This is a genomic window from Rathayibacter sp. VKM Ac-2857, assembly GCF_013205025.1.
In the GTDB taxonomy this organism is placed as follows: Bacteria; Actinomycetota; Actinomycetes; order Actinomycetales; family Microbacteriaceae; genus Rathayibacter.
Genome location: NZ_JABMLE010000002.1, coordinates 491,027 through 510,762, shown reverse-complemented (window position 1 = coordinate 510,762; position 19,736 = coordinate 491,027). Strand labels below are relative to the sequence as shown.

The following is a 19,736-nucleotide window of genomic DNA, read 5'->3' as shown; positions in this document are numbered from 1 at the left end:
AGTCAGGCATCGGAGTCGCTGTCGGCGAGCTTCTGCCGAGCGAGTTCGTCGACGGAGGGGAAGTCGTTCGCCACGGTGAGCCACAGTCGATCGCGATCGACGATGTCGTAGTGATGCACGATGAAGTCGCGGTTCTTCGCGGCAATGGACCAGAGCGGTTCCGAGAACTGGACCGGATCGAGGTGCACGAGCCGTTTCGCCAGGTCCCCGATCCGGTTGGCCAATGCCTCGAACGCGAGCGGAAGAGCCGGATCCTCCTCGAAGGCGGCATGTCCTCGCTGGACGAGGCCTCGGGCCTTCTCGCAGTCCTCGACGATCAGCGCGAGCCAGCGTGCGGCGCGATCGGTCACAGCGGTACCTCGTCACGGAGGAGGCTGTCGTCCCGCCGCGCGCGGAGGCCGGAGCGGAACACCGCATCGACGGGATGACCGAGCAGCGCTTCTGCTTCGAGAGCGAACGACGCCAGGGTGAAGTAGCTCGTCTCGGGGTCGGCGTCGACCAGGAGGTCGATGTCGCTGCTCTCCGTCGACGCGCCTCGGGCCACGGAGCCGAACACGGAGATACCGGTGATCCCGGAACGGAGCGCCAGAGCAAGGAGTTCGGCGCGGTGGTGCCGGACATTCGCCAGGGAGGGTGCGGACGAGCGCACCGCGCTCGCGCGTGCACCCTTCGAGACTCGATCCGCCATGCTCCGACCGTACCCACGGTCCGGAGGAGAGTACAGCGCCGGCGCTGCCCGGTCGTCAGCGAAGCCATAGCCCCCCCCGCGAGATGCCACTTGCGTACGCGACACGCCGTGAAAGGCGTGCACAAGTGGCATCTCGCGGAAGGGAATAGGGGAGGGCCCCCTGCGTTGAACTTGAGTGCAAGTGACTCAACTCTTTCAGGAGGACTGGTGCCCGACAACTACAACGAGGCCGGAGCGAGCTCGTTCGACGACTTCCTCGCCCGCTACCTCGACGGTGAGCGCGCCCGCGCGGCGCGGTCCATCGACCTCAGCCGCTTCCTCAGCGCACGCACCCAGAGCATCCTGCAGTCCGCAGGACGCTTCGCCCTCGAGCGCGGCCAGACCGAGCTCGACGCTCTGCACGTGCTGCGGGTCCTCGTCGACGACGAGGCCGTGTCGCAGGCGGTCCGCCGCATCGGCGTCGACCCCGGCGCCATCGCGACCGCCACGGAGGCGCGCCTGCCGCAGGCGAGCGAGGCCCCGGCCTCGCAGAACGCGGCGACCATCACCCCGAGCGCTCAGCGCGCGCTCTTCCACTCCTACCAGGTCGCCCGCTCCAGCGGCTCGACCTACATCGACCCCGAGCACCTCTTCTTCGCGCTCGTGCTCGGCCAGGACGCGCCCGCCGGGCAGGTCCTCGCCCGCGCGGGAGTGACCGCCGAGGCGCTCACCCAGGGCCTGCGCGAGACCGTCGCCGGCGAGCAGATCGTCCCCGAGCAGGGCGCACCCGCGTCCGAGACCCCGATGCTCGACAAGTTCGGCACCGACCTCACCGAGCTCGCACGCGAGGGCCGGCTCGACCCGGTGATCGGCCGCTCCGACGAGATCGAGCAGGCCGTCGAGATCCTCAGCCGCCGCACCAAGAACAACCCGGTGCTCGTCGGCGAGGCCGGCGTCGGCAAGACCGCGGTCGTCGAGGGCCTGGCCCGCGCGATCGTGGCCGGCGAGGTCCCGGAGCAGTTGCGCGACAAGCGCGTCGTCTCGCTCGACCTGCCCGCCATGCTCGCGGGCACCCGTTACCGCGGCGACTTCGAGGAGCGCCTCACCACGACGATGGACGAGATCGCGGCCCACTCGGGTGAGCTGATCGTCTTCATCGACGAGGTGCACACCGTCGTCGGCGCCGGGGGCGCGGGCGAGGGCGGCATGGACGCGGGGAACATCCTCAAGCCCCGGCTGGCCCGCGGCGAGCTGCACCTGATCGGTGCGACCACGCTCAAGGAGTACCGCACCATCGAGAAGGACCCGGCCCTCGAGCGCCGGTTCCAGCCGGTCCGCATCGGCGAGCCGAGCATCGAGGACGCCGTGGCGATCCTGCACGGCCTCCGCGGCGCGTACGAGGAGCACCACCGCGTGGCCTTCACCGACGACGCCCTGCGCGCCTCCGTCGAGCTCTCCGCCCGCTACCTGCCCGACCGGGTGCTGCCCGACAAGGCGATCGACCTGATCGACCAGGCCGGCGCGCGTCTGCGCCTGAAGCTCGGCGCGGGTGTCGACACCGACGCGCTGCTCGCGCAGCTCGCGACCCTCGAGGGCGACAAGAACGCGGCCGTCTCGGCCGAGCACTACGAGGAGGCGTCGCGCCTGCGCGACGAGATCACCGCGGTCCAGGCGTCGCTCGATGCGGCGACCGCCGGGGGAGCCGTCTCGCAGGAGGCGGTCGTCGGCGAGGCCGAGATCGCTGCGGTCGTCGCTCGTGCCACCGGCATCCCGGTGTCGCGGCTGACCGAGGGGGAGCGCGACCGTCTCGCGCAGCTCGAGACCGAGCTGCACCAGCGCGTCATCGGTCAGGACGCCGCGGTCGCCGCGGTCGCGCGCGCCGTCCGCCGCAGCCGGACCGGGATGGGCGACTCCTCGCGGCCCGTCGGCTCCTTCCTCTTCCTGGGCCCCACCGGCGTCGGCAAGACGGAGCTCGCCCGCACGCTGGCCGGCTCGCTGTTCGCCGACGAGCAGTCGGTGATCCGCTTCGACATGAGCGAGTTCGGCGAGCGGCACACCGTCTCGCGGCTGGTCGGCTCCCCTCCCGGGTACGTCGGCTACGACGAGGCCGGTCAGCTGACCGAGCGCGTGCGCCGCAACCCGTACTCGGTCGTGCTCTTCGACGAGATCGAGAAGGCCCACCCGGACGTCTTCAACCTGCTGCTGCAGGTGCTCGACGACGGACGCCTGACCGACGGTCAGGGCCGCACGGTCGACTTCCGGAACACGGTGATCATCATGACCTCGAACCTGGGGTCGGAGTTCCTCGCCTCGCGCTCCGGCGCGCTCGGCTTCGTCGCGCAGAGCGACGAGTCGGCCGAGGGCTTCGCCTCGGAGAAGGACCTGCACGATCGCGTGATGGGCCGGCTCCGCGAGGCGATGCGGCCGGAGTTCCTCAACCGGATCGACGAGATCGTGCTGTTCCGTCGACTCGGCCGTGCGCAGCTGCGCGAGATCGTCGGGCTGGTGCTGGAGGCCAGCCGTGCGCGGCTCGCCTCGCGCGACGTGTCGCTCGAGGTCTCCGAGGCCGCGGTCGACTGGCTCGCCGAGCACGGCTACGAGCCGCAGTACGGCGCCCGCCCGCTCCGCCGCCTGGTGCAGCGCTGGGTCGACGACCGCATCGCCGACCTGTTCGTCTCCGGCGACGTGACCGACGGCGGCGCCGTCCGCGTCGACGCGGTCGCGCGCGACCTCGTCGTCACCTCAATGGCGACCCTGCCTCTGGCAGCCTGACCCCGCACCTTCTGGTGAGCGGACGCCCCCGGCGTCCCTCCCGCGAGATGCCACTTGTGCACGCTTTTCACGGCGTGTCGCGTGCACAAGTGGCATCTCGCGGAGGGGGAGGCCGGGGGTTTCGTGCGTCCGGGGGGAGGAGGGGTGGGGTGTCGAGTGGTTGCGGGGGGTCGCGCGGGCGGATAGACACGTGGGACGAGAACCGGAGGCACGATGTCGAACCCGCGCTACTACGACCCGGTCGGCAAGGCGGTCCGCGCGCTCCTGGTCATCAGCTTCGTCTGCTTCGGACTCGCGGTCGGCTTCTTCGCCCTCGACATCGTGATGCCCGGCAGCATGACCGACGCGCACCGCCCCTGGTCGGAGGCGAGCGGGGGGCTGGCCTGCTTCGGGATCGCGGCGCTGATCGTGCACTACGCGACGGTGGCCATCGTCGGCGCGCTGCGCGGCCGCGGCTGACGCGCCCCTACTCTCTTGCTGATCGAGTAGCGCGCGGAGCGGGCGTATCGAGATCCGCCGGCGTCAGAACCTGAGTCTGCAGACCCGCCCTGCTGAGGACGGTGGGTCTCGATACGCCCCTGCGGTGCTACTCGACCAGCATGCTCGCGGTGCTGCTGGAGGCTCGGCCGCACCACGTCCATGCTGATCGAGTAGGCCGCGGAGCGGGCGTATCGAGATTGACCAGCGTCAGAAGCTGAGTCTGCAGACCCGCCCTGCTGAGGACGGCGGGTCTCGATACGCCCCTGCGGGGCTACTCGACCAGCATGCTCGCGGTGCTGCTTCAGGCTCGGCCGCACCACGTCCATGCTGATCGAGTAGCGCGCGGAGCGGGCGTATCGAGATCCACCACCGTCGGGACGCTGAGTCTGCAGACCCGTCCTGCTGGAGACGGTGGGTCTCGATACGCCCCTGCGGGGCTACTCGACCAGCATGCTCGCGGTGCTGCTGCAGGCTCGGCCGCACCACGTCCATGCTGATCGAGTAGCGCGCGGAGCGGGCGTATCGAGATCCGCCGGCGTCAGAAGGTGAGTCTGCAGACCTGCCCTGCTGAGGACGGTGGTTCTCGATACGCCCCTGCGGGGCTACTCGACCAGCATGAGGCTCGGGCTCCGGCAGGCGGTTTCAGGTGCCGTGGGTGAGGGCTACGGGCACTTCTTCGCGGTGATGGCGACGCGGAGGGTGGCGTCGGGGGCGACGCCGCTGCCGCCCGCGGGGTCTTGGCCCGTCACCTGGCCGGCGTCGGGGGCGTTGCCGTTCTCGGTGCAGGACAGGGTGATCTTCGAGAAGCCGGCCGAGGCGAACGCGGCCTTGGCGGTCTCGAGGTCCTGGCCGACCACGTTCGGCACCGTCTGCTGACCGGCAGCGGGGGCCGCCGGAGCGGCGGGATCCGCGGTCGGGGCGGGGGCGGGCGCCGGACCCGAACTCGGGACGATCGTCACCGTGGTGCCGCGGGTCGCGGTGCCGGAGGGGCTCTGGCGGACGACCGTGCCGGACGCGGCGGAGTTCGCCTCGGCGGCGCCCTCGCTCACGCTGAAGCCGGCCGCCTCGAGCTTCGCCCGGGCGTCGCCGACCGACAGGCCGGTCACGTCGGGGACGTTGATGCGGGGGACGACCTGCAGCGAGCCGTCGGCCTCGGGGAAGGCCGTGCCGCCGTAGCGGGCATCGGCGGCGCGCATCACGACGGGCCAGATGCGGTGCCGCGCCGTGGCCGCGGAGCCGGAGTCGAAGGAGAAGCGGCCGAGGCGGAGGTTCGCGTCGCCCTTGATGTTGAAGACGCCGACCGCGGTCGCGACGCGGGTGCTGGCCCCGGTCATCCAGGTGGCCATCGCGTCATCGGTCGTACCGGTCTTGCCGATCAGCGGAACTCCGTCGCCGGTCCGCGACTGGAAAGCCGTGCCACCGCCGGAGAACGTCGACTGCAGGGCGATCGCCGCGGTCGCGGCGACGTTCCGGTCGATCGACTGGCGGCAGTTCGCGGACGGCACGGGCTGCTCGGCTCCGGTCGCGTCGGTGATCTTGTCGATCGCGATCGAGTCGCAGGTCGAGCCGCCGGACGCGATGGTGGCGAAGGCGCCGGCCATCGAGAGCGGGGAGACGTAGTTGGTTCCGAGCACGGACGACGGGTTGTGCTCGAGCTCCTCGCCGTTGCCCCGCTTCACGCCCATGTCCGCTGCCGTGTTGCGGATGGCGCACAGGTCGAGCTCACGGGCCATGCCGACGAAGCCCGTGTTGAGCGAGGTCTTGGTGAAGTCGACGGCGGTGCCGACCTGGCCGTTCCCGCCCTCGTCGTTCTTGGCGCTGGTCGAGCCGGCGTAGTTGGTGCCGCCGGGCTCGCAGGAGTCCTCGAAGGACCCCCAGATCGGCTTCCGCGTCCCGTCCACCGACTCGTTGATGCTGTGCCCCTCCTTCAGCCACTCCACCAGGGTGAAGAGCTTGTAGGTGGAGCCGGGCTGGATGCCCGAGGAGCCGCCGTAGGCGCGGTCGGTGCTGAGATTGATGGCGCTGTAGGAGGGGTCGGCCGCGAGCACGTCCGGGTCCTGCGAGTACTTCTTGTTCTGCGTCATCGCGAGGACGCGGCCCGAGCCGACCTCGACGCTGACGGACACCGCTCCGACGTCGAAGTTCCAGGTCTGCGGGACCTGCGCGTTGACGGCCGCGACCGCCGCGTTCTGCAGGTCGACGTCGAGCGTCGTGTAGACGTCGAGGCCGCCGCGGCGGAAGTTCGTCCAGCGGGTGTCCTCGTCGTCGCCGAACACCGGGTCGTTCTTGAGGATGTTGGTGACGTAGTCGCAGAAGTAGCCCGCGTCGCCGGCGGTGGAGCAGCCGGTGCTCGGCTCGGTGATCTGCGGCTCGATCGGCGACGCGACGGCGGCGTCGTGATCCTCCTGGGAGATCTTCCCCTCCTCCAGCATCTTGCCGATGATGTAGTCGCGGCGGTCCTTGTTGCGCAGGTAGCCGTTCGCGGCGCCGTTATCGGGGTTGTCCGGCTGGTCGAGGCGGAGCACGGCCGGGTTGTTCACGATCGCGATGAGGCTCGCGGCCTGGGCGACGGTGAGGTTCGCGGCGGTGGTGTTGTAGTAGTAGTTGGCGGCGGTCTCGATGCCGTAGGTGGTGCCGCCGAAGAAGGCGATGTTGAGGTAGCCCTGGAGGATCTGGTCCTTCGAGTACTCCTTCTCGAGGCCGATCGCGAGCTTCATCTCGCGGAGCTTGCGCTCGGGGGAGGTGCGCGTCGCGGCGTCGATCGCGGCGGCGCGCTCGGCCTCGTCGGTGATGTTGCGGACGGCCTTCTCGACCAGCACGTTCTTCACGTACTGCTGCGTGATGGAGGAGCCGCCCTGCGTGTCGTTGCCGAGCACGTAGGTCTGCGCGACGGCGCGCAGGGTGCCGGGGAGGTCGACTCCGCCGTGCTCGTAGAAGCGGGGGTCCTCGCCGGACACGGCGGCGTCCTTCGCGAACTGCGAGATCTGGTCCAGCGGGACCTCGATGCGGTTCTCGACATAGAAGGAGGCGAGCAGCTGCGGGGAGCCGTCGGCGCGGGTCGCGTAGATGTTGCTCTTCTCGGAGAGCTTGTCGACCTCGAGGTACTCGGGGAGACCGTCGAACACTCCGATGGACTGGTTCGCGGCGACGCCGGCGATCGCCACGGCAGGAGTGACGGTGGCGGTCACGAGGACTCCTGCCACGACGCTCATGCCGAGGAAGCCCACGATCGCCTTGATCACGCCACCAGTTGTCCTGCTGTCGGACGCCAAACCTTCTCCTTCGGGTAACCCCCGATCATCGCGACGGCCGCCACCGACGCCCCGGACGCCCACTGCGCCGGGTCAACCCCGACAGACTAACCGCAGAACCGCGAATGACGAAGGGCCGGTCGGGGGCCTGAAAAGGGCCTGTGCGCGAGCGACGCGCATTCCGTGCGCCCCGCGAGCGTCGACGGGGGTGCGGATCGGCCTCCCGCGACGGGCCGTCAACCGGTGACCGGCCAGACGTAGTCGAGCCCCGGCAGGGTGTCCGGGAAGAGCGGCGCGTAGTGCTCCGGGTCCTTCTCCACCAGCTTGGAGCGGTGCGACAGGTGCACGTCGTCGCGGCCGAACCAGGGCGGAAGCTCGATCTCTCCGGCGCGGTACAGCGCCAGGTCGGCGCGCTGCGTCGCCAGCGCCGCCTCGGTCTTCTCGAGGCAGGTGTCGGCGAAGCCGCGGTCGGTCCAGGCGTCGCAGGTCTCGCGCTGGTAGGCCATCACCGCCGGCCGGTAGCCGCGCCACATCCGCACAGCGGGGTGGTGCTGCCAGCCGTAGCCGGGCACGGTGAGCGCACGCATGATCTGCAGCGTCTCGATCCGCTGCTTGCCGAGCCGCTTGCTGTCGAGGGCGCGGGCGCTCGCGCGGAGGTCGGGGACGGGGAGGAACGTCTGCACCCGCCCAGTCAAGACGACGCGGATGCTCCCGCGCTGAGTCCGCCCGGACGCCGCCCGGTCACCGGCCCGTCACGCCGATGTCGCCTGCGCGGCGTACCGTGCGGCGCATGACCGGTCTCCCCCTCCTCGCCACCGACGACGTCCAGCTGCGCTGGGCGCGCCCCGAGGTCCTCGACTCCGCCCGGCACCGGATGCTCCGGCTGCTCACCCTCGCCGAGCGCCTGCGCTACGAGGCCACCGGCCGCCGCGAGGTGCGCGACGGCTTCCTCCTCGGCCGCGTGCTCGTCCGCGAGCTCGCTGCCGAGACGCTCGGGATCGACCCGCTCGACGTCCGCGTCGATGCGCGCTGCGGGCAGTGCGGCGGCCCGCACGGCCGCCCGGTGCTCGGCGGCGAGCACCCGGCGCTCGAGCGGATGCGGATCAGCATCGCCCACTGCGACGGCGCCGTCGTCGCCGCGCTGGCCACCGGTCGCGGGATCGGCATCGCCGCCGCCCGGACCCGTGCGGTGCGCGAGCGGATCGCGTCGGGGAGCGCGAGCGCGGAGCAGGTGCTGCAGGAGCTGCGGACCCGGGCCGTGACCAAGGCCGACGGCCGCGGGTCCTCGAGCGGGGACGCGGTGCTCTTCCGCACCCGCGAGGGGGCGACGGAGGCGTGGATCGAGGGTGCGGAGGGCTACCTCGCGGTCTCGGAGCCGGTGGTGCACTCGGCGCTCGTCGTCACGGTCGCGGTCGCACAGGACTGAGCGCGCGCCGTCCTGCGCGGTGCTGGACGCGGAGCGCGAGCCCCGGCTCACTCGAAGAGCGAGAGGGTGAGCGTCGAGCGGTAGGAGCCGGCGGCGACGGTCGGCTCGGTGGCGAGGAGCAGGTCCGCGGTGGCGGACCAGGATCCGGATCCCGCGGGGGAGTCGTCGGCAGTACTGAGGAGCACCGCGTCGCGCACGCCCGAGCCGCCGTCGAGGACACCTGCGACGCGGGGGCCCGCGGAGACCGCACCGCCGGGGCCGGTGAGCTCCGGGGTCCAGCCGAGGTGCGCGGCGCCGATCGAGCCGCCGCTCGCCCCGGTGAAGTCGCTCGCGGAGCCGAGCACGTACCAGCCGGAGACGGCCGGGCCCGCCGCGGAGCCGCGGGTGTCCGCGACCGTGACGGCGGGCAGGGCGCCGAGGAACTGCCGGCGCACCGCGGTGGAGCCGGACTCGACCAGAGTGGACGCCGATCCGGCGACGGTCATCGACAGGGCGCCGGGGGTGCTCGGCGGGTCGATGCTGACGCCCACGTCGACGCCGCCGGCGTCGTGCTGCTCGGGGAGGTGCTCGGGGTCCTGGGGCGCGGGAGTCGCCGTCGGGGAGGTGCCGTCGGGGGAGACGTCCGCGCTGTCGTCGTCCAGAGGTGCGGCGGGGGCGGACTCCTCCGGGGGGACCGTGCAGCAGGCGGTCGTCGGATCCGTGTCGGAGCCGTGCTCGCTGCGCGTCGCGGGCGACGGCCAGGGCAGCGCCGTCGGCGAGGCGGACGACGTGGCGACGGGGACGGGCGCGGCCGTCGGCGTGCTCTCCGGTGCGGTGACCGCCTCCGGAGCGACGGCCGCCGAGGCGAGGAGGACGCTCAGCGCGAGGGCGGCGGTGGGGACCGCGGTCGCGAGGACGGCGCGGGTGGTGCGGATCACTGAGGTTCCCGTTCTGCCGGACGCGGCGATGCACCGGCCTGAGATTCCTATCAGTGGCGGGCGGGCGGGGGAGACCCCGCTTCCGGGTGCAGTGGTCTCGGGAGGCCGCTCCGCGAGCACGCGAGGGCGGCAGTTCATGCTGATCGAGTAGCCCGCAGAGCGGGCGTATCGAGATCCACGCGCGTCAGCAGGACGGGTCTGCAGACCTGCTCTGCTGGTGACGGTGGGTCTCGATACGCCGCTGCGCGGCTACTCGACCAACATGACGGGCACCGCTGAGCGGCTCCTCGACCAACATGAGGGGCACCGCTGCGCGGCTCCTCGACCAGCATGAGGGGCGCCGTTGCGGGACTGATCGACCAGCACGGAGGGGGGCGTTGCGCGGCTGCTCGACCAGCATGCGAGCGGGCTGAGGCTCAGCAGGGGCGGGCGGCACTTCATGCTGATCGAGTAGCCCGCGGAGCGGGCGTATCGAGATCCACGCGCGTCAGCAGGACGAGTCTGCCGACCTGCGCTGCTGATGGCGGTGGGTCTCGATACGCCGCGTACCGCGGCTACTCGACCAGCACGGAGTGGGCCGCTGCGCGGTTCATGCTGATCGAGCAGCCCGCGGAGCGGGCGTATCGAGATCCAGGGGGTCAGCAGGTGCGGGCCGGGTAGCTCACCTTCTGCTCGAGGGTGGACGGGCCGGACGTCGCGGTCACGAGGACCTCGCCGGCGGGCATCGCGGCCTGGCGGGTGGTCCAGCTGTGTGTGGCGTTCGCGCCCGCCGCGACGCTCGCGAAGGCCTTCTGCCCGTACGCGGACGAGACGGTGACGCCGATCGGCGCGGTCTCGCCATTGGTCGCCGTCACCGACAGCACCGCCTTGCCGGCGATGCAGCGCGACGACACGACGGCCGGCACCTTCAGCGCCGGAGCCGCCGCCTCGGGCACCACGATCTCGGTGATCTTCAGGTACGAGTTCGGCGTCGAGAAGCTGAGCTTCAGCCCCGTGGCGTCGACCGCGGTGAAGGGGATCGTCGTCAGCGCGCCGTTCGCCGCGGGAGCGACGTTCTGCGCGGAGGTCGGACGCCAGACGCCGTCGGTGCCGCGGTAGGCGATGCTCACCGAGGCGAGCGTGCCCTCGGTGTTGGTGAACGACAGTCCGGCGACGCGGTGCGCCTCCGTGTTGGTCAGCGTGAAGTCCGCGCTGCCCGCGAGCGCCTGATCGGTCCAGGTCGACCACGCGGTCGCGACGCTGCCGTCGCAGGCGTTGCCGGCGGGCAGGGTCGCCCACTTGGTCTGGCTGAACGACGCCGAGACGGCGGCGCCCTTCACCCGGCAGACGTTCACGGGAGGCGCGGTGCCCCAGATCTGCACCTCGGCGATCGACTGCCAGGTGTTCGCGGCGCTCGTCAGGTGCAGGCGGAGGCCGGTGGTGTCCGGCAGCGACGACAGGTCGAGGGCGACGGTCGGCGCGGCGTCGGTCGCGGCCTGCGAGAGGGTCGCGGCGACGGTGCTCGTGGTCCAGGCACCGTTCACCTGGTACTCGACCTCGATGCGCGAGGGCCAGGTGGCGGTCGCGCCGTCCTTGAAGGCGTGCACGGTCACGGAGTCGAGGTTCTGCGGGCTGCTCCAGGAGAAGGCGAGCCGGCTGTCGCGGGGGTAGCCGGTGCCGGTCCAGTCGTCCCAGCCCTTCGCCTTCACGTTGCCGTCGATCAGCGTCGGCGCGAGGTCGGTGCGGCTCGAGACCGTCAGCGAGGCGCCGGGCGCGAGGTTCGCGATCCCGGGCTCCGCGACCTCGATGGTGCGGGTGAAGGTGCGGCCGGTCGCGAACTCGGAGTCGGCGGCGAGCGTGCCCGTCACCGTCAGCGTGCCGAGGAGCGCGGGGCCGGTCGGCGCCCAGGTGACCGCGACGTCGCGGGTGGCGGTGTCGGTCGTCACCGAGACCGTCGCGGGCAGGACGGCGGTGACGTCGGCGTTCCGGCGCACCGCCTCGGGGAGGCGGTCGTCGACGACCGACCAGGTGCCGGCTCCGACGCCCTTGTCGTCCCAGTAGGACTCGTTCCAGCCCGCGGCCCAGCGCGCCGGGTCCTCGACGGCGGGGTTGCGCATCTCGAGGCGGCCGTTCTCGCCGACGGTCATCGGGAGCCAGACGTAGTTCGAGTTCGATTCGCCGTCGGCCCAGCGGTCGCCCATGTAGACGTACTTGCCGGGCGCGAGGGTCAGGACGTTGGTGGACTGCGAGCCGAAGGTGGTCTTCCGGGTGTCGCCGACGGAGAGGAGTCCGTCGCCGCCCTCGGTGATCGCGTTGTAGGCGACGTTCTCGTTGACGTCGCCCTTCTCCACTCCGCGGATCCACGAGCCGAGGATCGAGTCGGCCGTGTAGTAGGTCTGCGGGTTGGGCGCCCAGCCGGTCGCTCCGGAGGCGATCGTGTAGTACTTCCCGCCGTTCGCGAAGATCGCGGGCGCCTCGAGGTGGCCGCACTCCTTCACGATCTGGAAGTCGGCGCCGCGGACCGGCGCTCCGGCCTTCCCGTCGGCGAAGACGTAGGGGTAGGTGCCGTCGGCGGAGTACTGGCCGGCGTCGAGCGTGTCCGTCGTGGTCGTGCGCTCGACGTTCGTGTAGTCCGCGTCGAGCTTCGCGATGTAGAGGGAGTAGTTCTCCTCGGAGGAGTAGGAGATGTACGCGGTGCCGTCCTCGTCCTGGAAGACGGTCATGTCGCGCGCCTGGCCGGGGACCGCCGAGGTGGTGCAGGCCTGGTAGTTCGGGCGGTTGTAGAGCCGGTAGACGCCCTGCATCGTGAAGGGGCCGGTCGGGCTGTCGGAGGTCGCGACTCCCGCCATCGACCGCGCGTAGGTACTGCCGCCGGGGGTGATCCGGCCGTCGGAGTGCCACCACATGACCCACTTGCCGGTCTTCTCGTTGAAGAGCACCTTCGGCCGCTCGAAGATCGCGGTGTTGGGCGAGGCCTGCGTGGTGTCGAGGTGGTAGTCGAGCTCGGCGATGCGCTCGGCGCGGGGCTGGCCGGCGTCGTCGACGGTGTCGTAGAGGGCGTCGAAGTAGGGGGACTTCAGGTCGTCGGGGGTGGCGACGCTGCGCAGCGCGACCCCCTTGTTCTCCCAGTTGTGGCCGTCGGTCGAGCGGTAGACCGCGACGCCGGGGCTGCTCCAGTAGCCCTTGGTGCGGTCCTCGCCGTACCAGTACTGCACCTCCTGGCCGTTCTCCTCGGTCGTCACGATCTGGCCGCCGTGCGCCTGGATGTGGCGGCCGTCGGTGTCGTACCAGGAGGGCTGGAAGTAGTCGGCGGCGGCGCGGCCCGGGTCCTGGATCGCGGGGTAGTCGGTGTAGACGGGCGGCGGACTCGTCCGCGGGACGCCGTCGTTCGGGTCGGTGACCACACCGGAGGGGGCGGCCGCTGCGGGCGACACTCCCGCTCCGAGGAGGACGGCCGCGAGGAGGGCCGCCACTCCCGCCGCCACGGATCGCTGTCGAGGACTCATGCTGTGCTCCTTTGCACGCCGGACCGATGTTCACGCAAACATCGCACCTCGACCGTACATGGCGACGTCAACATTAAGCGAGGGGTGGGCTCGGCTTCGCCGGCGGGCGTGGGTCTCGATACGCCCCTTCGGGCTACTCGATCAGCATGCGGCGTGCGTTCCGAGGTTCGCCGACCAGGCGGCGGGGACTTCATGCTGATCGAGTAGCCCGCGAAGCGGGCGTATCGAGATCCACCACCGTTCGGAGTCAAGTCTGCAGGCCCGGCCTGCTGAGCGCGGTGGGTCTCGATACGCCCCTGCGGGGCTACTCGACCAGCATGAAAGGGAGCGTGAGTGGACGCGGTGCCGGGCCTAGCGGGGCTGCGGAGGCCGCTTCGGGTCCACTCGCGCGACTCCGCGCCCGCGAGTGGACGCGGGGCGGGCTCTACTCGGGGCGCGAGGCCCACTGCGGGTCCGTTCGCGGAATCATGCTGATCGAGTAGCCCGCGGAGCGGGCGTATCGAGATCCACCACCGTCAGAACGCTGAGTCTGCAGACCCGTCCTGCTGGTGACGGGGGGTCTCGATACGCCCCTGCGGGGCTACTCGACCAGCATGTCGCGGCGCAGCCGCGTCCTTTCCCTGACCACTGAGACGCGAAGCGGCTTCGCCGCTCGAGACGCCCCCGCGGGGCTACTCGACCAGCCGGGAGCGCGGGGCGCGCAGCAGCGCGAGCGGGCCCTCGTGCAGGGGCTCCGTCTGCCAGCGCGCCGTGAAGGTGCCGGCGGTGGGGTCGAGCGCGAGGTGCAGGCGGTGCGGCGTCTCGAGGAAGATCACGTCGACCAGCAGGGTCCCGTCGTCGCCCGGGCCGGCGCTCGCCGCGAACGCGTCCGTCACCGTCCACTCGCCGCTGCCGGGGGCGAGCAGCAGCCGCTCCTCGCCCTCGATCAGCGCGAGGGTCCAGCCGGCGACGTCGCCCGCGATCTCCACCCCGGTCAGCGAGCGGATCGCCGACCCGGCCGCGGCCGAGTAGCGCCCGGGCTCGGGAGCAGCGGACAGCGCGGGGAGCGGCGCGAGCCCGAGCGAGCCGAGCCGCTCGAGCAGCCGCGCGTCGGCGTCGGCCGTCGAGCCGCGGCCGACCGCCGGCAGCAGGTGCTCCCAGACCGCGGCGAGGAGTGCGCCGGTGTCGGTGCTCTGCCCGGTGATCGCGACGACGAGGTCGTGCTCGGGCAGGATCAGGCTGAACTGGCCGTAGGCGCCGTCGGCCCGGTAGCCGTGCAGCGAGCGCCAGAACTGGAAGCCGTAGCCCTGCTCCCAGTCGGGGGAGTCGGCCGGGGGAGTGGCGACGTGGGCGGTCGACGCCTCGGCGACCCACTCCGGCGAGAGGACCGCGGTCTCGTCCCAGCGCCCGTCCTGCAGGTAGAGCTGACCGAGTGCGGCCGCCGCCTCCGTCGTGGTGTGCAGCCCGCTGAAGCCGATCTCGCGGTCGGAGGCGTCACGGATCCAGGCGACGTCGCCGATCCCGAGTGGGTCGAGCAGTCGGGGACGGAGGTACTCGGTCAGCGGCAGGCCGCTCACGCGCTGCACGATCGCGGCGGCGGCGAAGGTGCAGGGCTGGTTGTAGGCGAAGACGCTGCCCGGCTCCTGCTCCGGCGGCAGCAGCAGGAAGCCGCGGACCATGTCGAGGGGATCGAGCTCGCGCGCCCGATCGATGGTCTCGGCGGAGTGCCCGCTCGCCATCGCGAGGACGTCGCGGACGCGGATCGAGCGCGAGCGCGGATCCGTGATCTCGGCGTCCAGCTCCGGGAAGAAGGAGAGGACGGTCGCGTCGAGGTCGACGAGTCCCTCGCCCACCGCGAGGCCGACCGCCGCGGCGGTGAAGCTCTTGCTGAGCGAGTAGAGCAGGTGCAGCCGCTCGGCAGAGTACGGCGCCCACCAGCCCTCGGCGACCACGGCGCCGGCGTGCACGACCATCAGGCCGTGCAACTCGACGCCGGGTGCCGCCTCCACCGCGTCGAGGAGGTCGAGCACCCCGGCGGCGTCGAGGGAGTGGGCGGAGGGGGAGCTTCTCGGCAGTGAGCGCGTCATCCTCCGATGCTACGGCGGGCTATGCGTCCGTCTCGGGACCGACGCCGGTGGGGAACGGCCCGAGGTCGAGCAGGAAGCGGAGGATCTCGCCGGCCGGGGCGCGGACGGCGGGGCCGGAGCCGAGCGACCAGGAGGCGTCGGTCGGCACGAGCGAGCTGCCGCGGGCGGCGGCGCGGATGGCGAGCGGGGCGCGGAGGGAGCGGTCCACCGCGACGGCGCCGCTCACCTTCTCGGGGAGCACGGTCTCGGGGGCGAGAGCGAGCTCGACCCGGACGGCTTCGACCAGCTCGGCGACGCCGGTGGGGCCGTGTCCGGCGCGGCGCGCGGTGGCGAGGGCGGTGAGCGCTGCCGGCAGCGCTGCCGGGGCGGGGGGATCGGCGGCCTCGCGGGCGCCGAGGCGTGCGGCGAGCCGCTGCGTCGTGCTGCTGGAGAGCCGCACGACGAGGGCGCCGAGAAGAGGGGTGGAGACGGCACTGGCCGCCCCGCCCTCCGTGAAGGAGGGGGAGGCGGCCAGGACGGCGAGCCGGTCGAGCCGATCCGCGACGAGCGGGCGCCAGTCATTGCTGACCCCCGACTCGTCGACCGAGGCTCCGGAGCTGAGCGGCAGGAACCGCGACCAGTCGGCCACGACCGGAGCGGCTAGCGTCCGCCGGAGCGGCGCTTGTTGTAGACGTCGAAGGCGACCGCGAGCAGGAGCACGAGGCCCTTGACCGCCTGCTGCCACTCGATGCCGATGCCCATGATCGACATGCCGTTGTTCAGGACGCCGATGATCAGACCACCGAGGATCGCGCCGCCGATGGTGCCGACGCCGCCCTGGACGGCCGCGCCGCCGATGAACGCGGCCGAGATGGCCTCGAGCTCGAAGCCGTCGCCGGCCTTCGGGCCCGCCAGGTTGAGGCGGGCGGTGAAGACGAGTCCGGCCAGCGCCGCGAGGACGCCCATGTTGACGAACAGCCAGAAGGTGACGTTGCGCGTCTTGATGCCCGAGAGCTCCGCGGCGTGCAGGTTGCCGCCGATGGCGTAGACGTGGCGGCCGAAGACCGAGCGGTTCATCACGACGCCGTAGACGAGGACGAGGACGGCCAGGACGATCAGGGTCACCGGGATGCCCTTGAACGACGAGAGCGCGAACGCGAACGCGGCGACGACGAGGGCGATGAGGACGAGCTTGGTGACGAACCAGGCGCCCGGCTCGACGCCCTGGTTGTACTTCTGGCGGCCGCGGCGGGTGCGGACCGACTGCACGGTGAACGCGATGATCGCGAGCGCGCCGACGCCGAGCGACAGCGGGTCGAGACCCTCGGTCTCGCCGAACAGGTCGGTGAGGAAGCCGTTGCCCAGGGCGCGGTACTCGATCGGGAACGAGCCGATGTTCGCGTTGCCGAGGACGACGAGCGCCAGGCCGCGGAAGATCAGCATGCCCGCCAAGGTCACGATGAACGCGGGTATCCCCACGAAGGCGATCCAGAAGCCCTGCCAGGCTCCCACCAGAGCTCCGATGAGCAGCGAGAGCACGATCGAGACGAACCACGGCAGGCCCATGTTGACGGCGAAGACACCGGACATGGCGCCGACGAACGCGGCGATCGAGCCGACCGAGAGGTCGATGTGCCCGGCCACGATGACCATCACCATGCCGATGGCGAGGATGAGGATGTAGCCGTTCTGGACGATCAGGTTCGAGATGTTCTGCGGACGCAGGAGGATCCCGTTGGTCATGATCTGGAAGAGCAGCACGACCACGATCAGGGCGAGGAAGATGCCGTTCTTGCCCAGGTCGCTGAGGACGTGGCTGAGGCGCTTGGTGAACGCGTTCTCGGTGGGGTTCACCTGCGCTCCCGCCGCCGTCGGCGGGGTGTTCTGCAGATCGGTCATCGTTGCTTCTCCTGGGTCATGAGGGTGAGGACGGCCTCGGGCGTGGCCTCGGCGATGGGCAGCTCGCCCGTGATGCGGCCCTCCGACAGCGCGTAGACGCGGTCGCAGATGCCGAGCAGCTCGGGCAGCTCGGAGGAGATGACGATGATCCCCTTACCCTCCGCCGCGAGCCGGTTGATGATGGTGTAGATCTCGTACTTCGCGCCCACGTCGATGCCGCGGGTCGGCTCGTCGAGGATCAGGACGTCCGGGTCGGAGTAGATCCACTTCGACAGGACGACCTTCTGCTGGTTGCCGCCGGAGAGCTTCCCGGTCTTGGCGAGCACGGTCGGCGACTTGATGTTCATGCTGCCGCGGTACTCGTTGGCGACCTCGAACTCGCGGTTGTCGTCGACGAGTCCGGCGCTGGACACCTTGGGCAGCGACGCGAGCGAGATGTTCCGCTTGATGTCGTCGATCAGGTTCAGGCCGTAGTGCTTGCGGTCCTCGGTGGCGTAGGCGAGGCCGTGGGCGATCGCCTCCGACACGTTGCGCATCTTGATCTCCTTGCCGGCCTTGAAGACCTGGCCGGAGATGCGGCTGCCGTAGGAGCGGCCGAAGAGGCTCATCGCGAACTCGGTGCGGCCGGCGCCCATCAGGCCCGCGATGCCGACGATCTCGCCGCGGTGCACGGTGAGGTTCACCTTGTCGACCATGACGCGCGTCGGGTCCTGCGGGTGGTGCGCGGTCCAGTCGACGACGCGGAGGATCTCCTCGCCGATGTGCGGCGTGTGGTCCGGGTAGCGGTGGTCGAGGTCGCGGCCGACCATGTCCTTGATGATCCGGTCTTCCGTCACGTCGTCGTGCGCGATCGTCTCGATCGTCTTGCCGTCGCGGATGACCGTGACGGTGTCGGCGATCTTCTTGATCTCGTTGAGCTTGTGGCTGATGATCAGCGAGGTGATGCCCTGCTCCTTGAGGTGCAGGATCAGGTCGAGCAGGTGGTCGGAGTCCTCGTCGTTGAGCGCCGCGGTGGGCTCGTCGAGGATGAGCAGCTTGACCCGCTTGGAGAGCGCCTTCGCGATCTCGACGAGCTGCTGCTTGCCGACTCCGATGTCCTGGATCTTGGTGGTGGGGTTCTCCTTCAGGCCGACCCGGGCGAGCAGCGAGGCCGCCTCCTGGTTGGTCTTGTTCCAGTCGATCAGACCGGCGAAGCCGCGGACCTCGTTGCCGAGGAAGATGTTCTCCGCGATGGAGAGGTAGGGGCTGAGGGCCAGCTCCTGGTGGATGATGACGATACCCTTCGCCTCCGAGTCGCGGATGCTGGCGAACTGCATCACCTCGTCCTCGAAGACGATGTCGCCCTCGTACGTGCCGTGCGGGTACACGCCCGACAGCACCTTCATCAGCGTCGACTTGCCGGCGCCGTTCTCTCCGCAGATCGCGTGGACTTCGCCGCGCTCGGCGTTCAGCGTGACGTCCTGGAGCGCCTTCACGCCCGGGAACGTCTTGGTGATGCCGCGCATCTCGAGGATGTTCGTGGTCACGCGTGCCTCCCTTCCTTCGTAGTGGGGGAGGGCGCCCGATGGGCGCCCTCCCGGGGTCTAGCTGACTTCAGTGGAGGTGAGGCTTAGCCGTTGACTTCCGCGTCGGTGTAGTAGCCGCCGTCGACCAGGACGGACTGGATCTGGTCCTTGGTGACGATGACCGGCTCGAGCAGGAAGGAGGGGATGACCTTCTCGCCGTTGTCGTAGGTCTCGGTGTCGTTGACCTCGGGCTCGGTGCCCTCGAGGACGGCCTGCGCCATGAGCACGGCCTCCTTGGCGAGCTCGCGGGTGTCCTTGTAGATGGTCGCGTACTGCTCACCCGAGATGATCGCCTTGACCGAGTCGAGCTCGGCGTCCTGACCGGTGATGATCGGGAAGTCGGTGCCCACGGTGTAGCCGGCGTCGGTCAGCGCGGAGATGATGCCGCGGCTGAGGCCGTCGTAGGGCGAGAGGACGCCCTGGATCTTCGAGCCGTCGGAGTACGTCTTGGTGATGATGTCCTCCATGCGGCTCTGGGCGACCTCGGGGTCCCAGCGCAGCGTGGCGACGGTGTTGAACTCGGTCTCACCGGACGCGACGACGAGGGTGCCCGCGTCGATGAAGGGCTTGAGGGTGTCCATCGCGCCGTTGAAGAAGAACGTGGCGTTGTTGTCGTCGGGGCTGCCGGCGAAGAGCTCGATGTTGAAGGGGCCGGCCGGGGCGCTCGCCGCGGCGGTGCCCTCGAGGTCGGTCAGGCCGAGGCCCGCGAGGAGCGAGGTGGCCTGCTGGACGCCGACCTTGTAGTTGTCGAACGTGGCGTAGTAGTCGACGTTCGGCGAGTCGCGGATGAGGCGGTCGTAGGCGATGACGGGGATGTCGTTGGCCTTGGCCTCCTCCAGCACGCTGGTGAGGGTGGTGCCGTCGATCGAGGCGACGATCAGGGCCTTGGCGCCCTTGGTGATCATGTTCTCGAGCTGCGAGACCTGGGTGGGGATGTCGTCCTCGGCGTACTGCAGGTCGACCTGGTAGCCGGCCTCCTCGAGCTGCGACTTGACGTTGTTGCCGTCGGCGATCCAGCGCTCGGAGGACTTGGTCGGCATCGCGACGCCGACGAGGCCGCCGTCGCCCGAGCCGGAGCCCGAGTCGCCGGAGCCGCTCGAGCAGGCCGCGAGGGAGAGGATCATCGCGCCGCCGGCGAGGCCGGCGATGAGTGCGCGCTTCATTGTGGTCACTGTGATTCCTTCGTCATTGAATGCAGCGGGTGCTGGGCTGCCGCGGGGTGCCAGCGG

Annotated in this window: 14 protein-coding genes; 3 read left to right on the top strand and 11 right to left on the bottom strand. The window is 70.8% G+C overall.

The genetic code is table 11. From position 1 onward, the window contains the following. Nucleotides 1-2: 2 nt before the first annotated feature. The gene (locus HQQ86_RS21250; protein WP_173287917.1) at nt 3-350 is read right to left on the bottom strand and encodes a DUF86 domain-containing protein; all 348 of its coding nucleotides are present in this window, start codon (nt 348-350) and stop codon (nt 3-5) included. Beyond that, nucleotides 347-688 (bottom strand): nucleotidyltransferase family protein, encoded by a 342-nt coding sequence (locus HQQ86_RS20910; RefSeq protein ID WP_216845459.1) that lies wholly within the window; start codon nt 686-688, stop codon nt 347-349. The genes HQQ86_RS21250 and HQQ86_RS20910 overlap by 4 nt, the downstream gene beginning before the upstream one ends. A 207-nt stretch (nt 689-895) precedes the next feature. Here HQQ86_RS20910 and HQQ86_RS09695 point away from each other — a divergent pair, with 207 nt between their 5' ends. Both HQQ86_RS09695 and HQQ86_RS09690 read left to right on the top strand, forming a co-directional pair. Further along, on the top strand, nt 896-3,439 hold the full coding sequence (locus HQQ86_RS09695) for an ATP-dependent Clp protease ATP-binding subunit (protein WP_173287915.1): 2,544 nt from the start codon (nt 896-898) through the stop codon (nt 3,437-3,439). A 213-nt stretch (nt 3,440-3,652) separates the two neighbouring features. Continuing rightward, entirely contained in the window at nt 3,653-3,898 is a 246-nt protein-coding gene (locus HQQ86_RS09690) for a hypothetical protein (RefSeq protein WP_173287914.1), read from the top strand. 683 nt (nt 3,899-4,581) lie between these two features. On the opposite strand, the gene HQQ86_RS09685 is transcribed toward HQQ86_RS09690, so the two are convergent. Both HQQ86_RS09685 and HQQ86_RS09680 read right to left on the bottom strand, forming a co-directional pair. After that, a complete protein-coding gene (locus HQQ86_RS09685; protein ID WP_173287913.1) occupies nt 4,582-7,191 on the bottom strand; it encodes a transglycosylase domain-containing protein in 2,610 nt (869 codons plus the stop codon). Between the two features lie 215 nt (nt 7,192-7,406). After that, entirely contained in the window at nt 7,407-7,853 is a 447-nt protein-coding gene (locus HQQ86_RS09680) for an MSMEG_6728 family protein (protein ID WP_173287912.1), read from the bottom strand. A gap of 107 nt (nt 7,854-7,960) precedes the next feature. Between HQQ86_RS09680 and HQQ86_RS09675 the strand changes: the two genes are divergently transcribed. Then, nucleotides 7,961-8,596, top strand: coding sequence for a 4'-phosphopantetheinyl transferase superfamily protein (locus HQQ86_RS09675; protein ID WP_173287911.1), 636 nt, complete (start codon nt 7,961-7,963; stop codon nt 8,594-8,596). 47 nt (nt 8,597-8,643) lie between these two features. Here the strand turns inward: HQQ86_RS09675 and HQQ86_RS09670 are convergent, their stop codons facing one another. From HQQ86_RS09670 to chvE, 7 genes are all read right to left on the bottom strand, one after another. Beyond that, nucleotides 8,644-9,513, bottom strand: coding sequence for a hypothetical protein (locus tag HQQ86_RS09670; protein WP_173287910.1), 870 nt, complete (start codon nt 9,511-9,513; stop codon nt 8,644-8,646). A gap of 638 nt (nt 9,514-10,151) precedes the next feature. Then, complete coding sequence (locus HQQ86_RS09665; RefSeq protein ID WP_173287909.1) at nt 10,152-12,998, bottom strand: glycoside hydrolase family 43 protein; 2,847 nt, start codon at nt 12,996-12,998, stop codon at nt 10,152-10,154. 671 nt (nt 12,999-13,669) lie between these two features. Further along, entirely contained in the window at nt 13,670-15,064 is a 1,395-nt protein-coding gene (locus tag HQQ86_RS09660; RefSeq protein WP_173287908.1) for a serine hydrolase, read from the bottom strand. 19 nt (nt 15,065-15,083) lie between these two features. Continuing rightward, nucleotides 15,084-15,692, bottom strand: a complete 609-nt coding sequence (locus HQQ86_RS09655; protein WP_173287906.1) for a hypothetical protein — start codon at nt 15,690-15,692, stop codon at nt 15,084-15,086. Between the two features lie 11 nt (nt 15,693-15,703). Further along, nucleotides 15,704-16,942 (bottom strand): multiple monosaccharide ABC transporter permease, encoded by a 1,239-nt coding sequence (gene mmsB, locus HQQ86_RS09650; RefSeq protein WP_160090551.1) that lies wholly within the window; start codon nt 16,940-16,942, stop codon nt 15,704-15,706. Next, nucleotides 16,939-18,468, bottom strand: coding sequence for a multiple monosaccharide ABC transporter ATP-binding protein (gene mmsA / locus HQQ86_RS09645; protein ID WP_173287904.1), 1,530 nt, complete (start codon nt 18,466-18,468; stop codon nt 16,939-16,941). The genes mmsB and mmsA overlap by 4 nt, the downstream gene beginning before the upstream one ends. An 83-nt stretch (nt 18,469-18,551) precedes the next feature. Continuing rightward, complete coding sequence (gene chvE, locus HQQ86_RS09640; RefSeq protein ID WP_173287902.1) at nt 18,552-19,670, bottom strand: multiple monosaccharide ABC transporter substrate-binding protein; 1,119 nt, start codon at nt 19,668-19,670, stop codon at nt 18,552-18,554. Between the last annotated feature and the right edge of the window lie 66 nt (nt 19,671-19,736).

Bases quoted from the DNA above. Each gene is read 5' to 3' on its own strand.
- HQQ86_RS09675 (WP_173287911.1), top strand. From the start codon at position 7,961: ATGACCGGTCTCCCCCTCCTCGCCACCGACGACGTCCAGCTGCGCTGG.
- HQQ86_RS09690 (WP_173287914.1), top strand. From the start codon at position 3,653: ATGTCGAACCCGCGCTACTACGACCCGGTCGGCAAGGCGGTCCGCGCG.
- mmsB (WP_160090551.1), bottom strand. From the start codon at position 16,942: ATGACCGATCTGCAGAACACCCCGCCGACGGCGGCGGGAGCGCAGGTG.
- HQQ86_RS20910 (WP_216845459.1), bottom strand. From the start codon at position 688: ATGGCGGATCGAGTCTCGAAGGGTGCACGCGCGAGCGCGGTGCGCTCG.
- chvE (WP_173287902.1), bottom strand. From the start codon at position 19,670: ATGAAGCGCGCACTCATCGCCGGCCTCGCCGGCGGCGCGATGATCCTC.
- HQQ86_RS09665 (WP_173287909.1), bottom strand. From the start codon at position 12,998: ATGAGTCCTCGACAGCGATCCGTGGCGGCGGGAGTGGCGGCCCTCCTC.
- HQQ86_RS09660 (WP_173287908.1), bottom strand. From the start codon at position 15,064: ATGACGCGCTCACTGCCGAGAAGCTCCCCCTCCGCCCACTCCCTCGAC.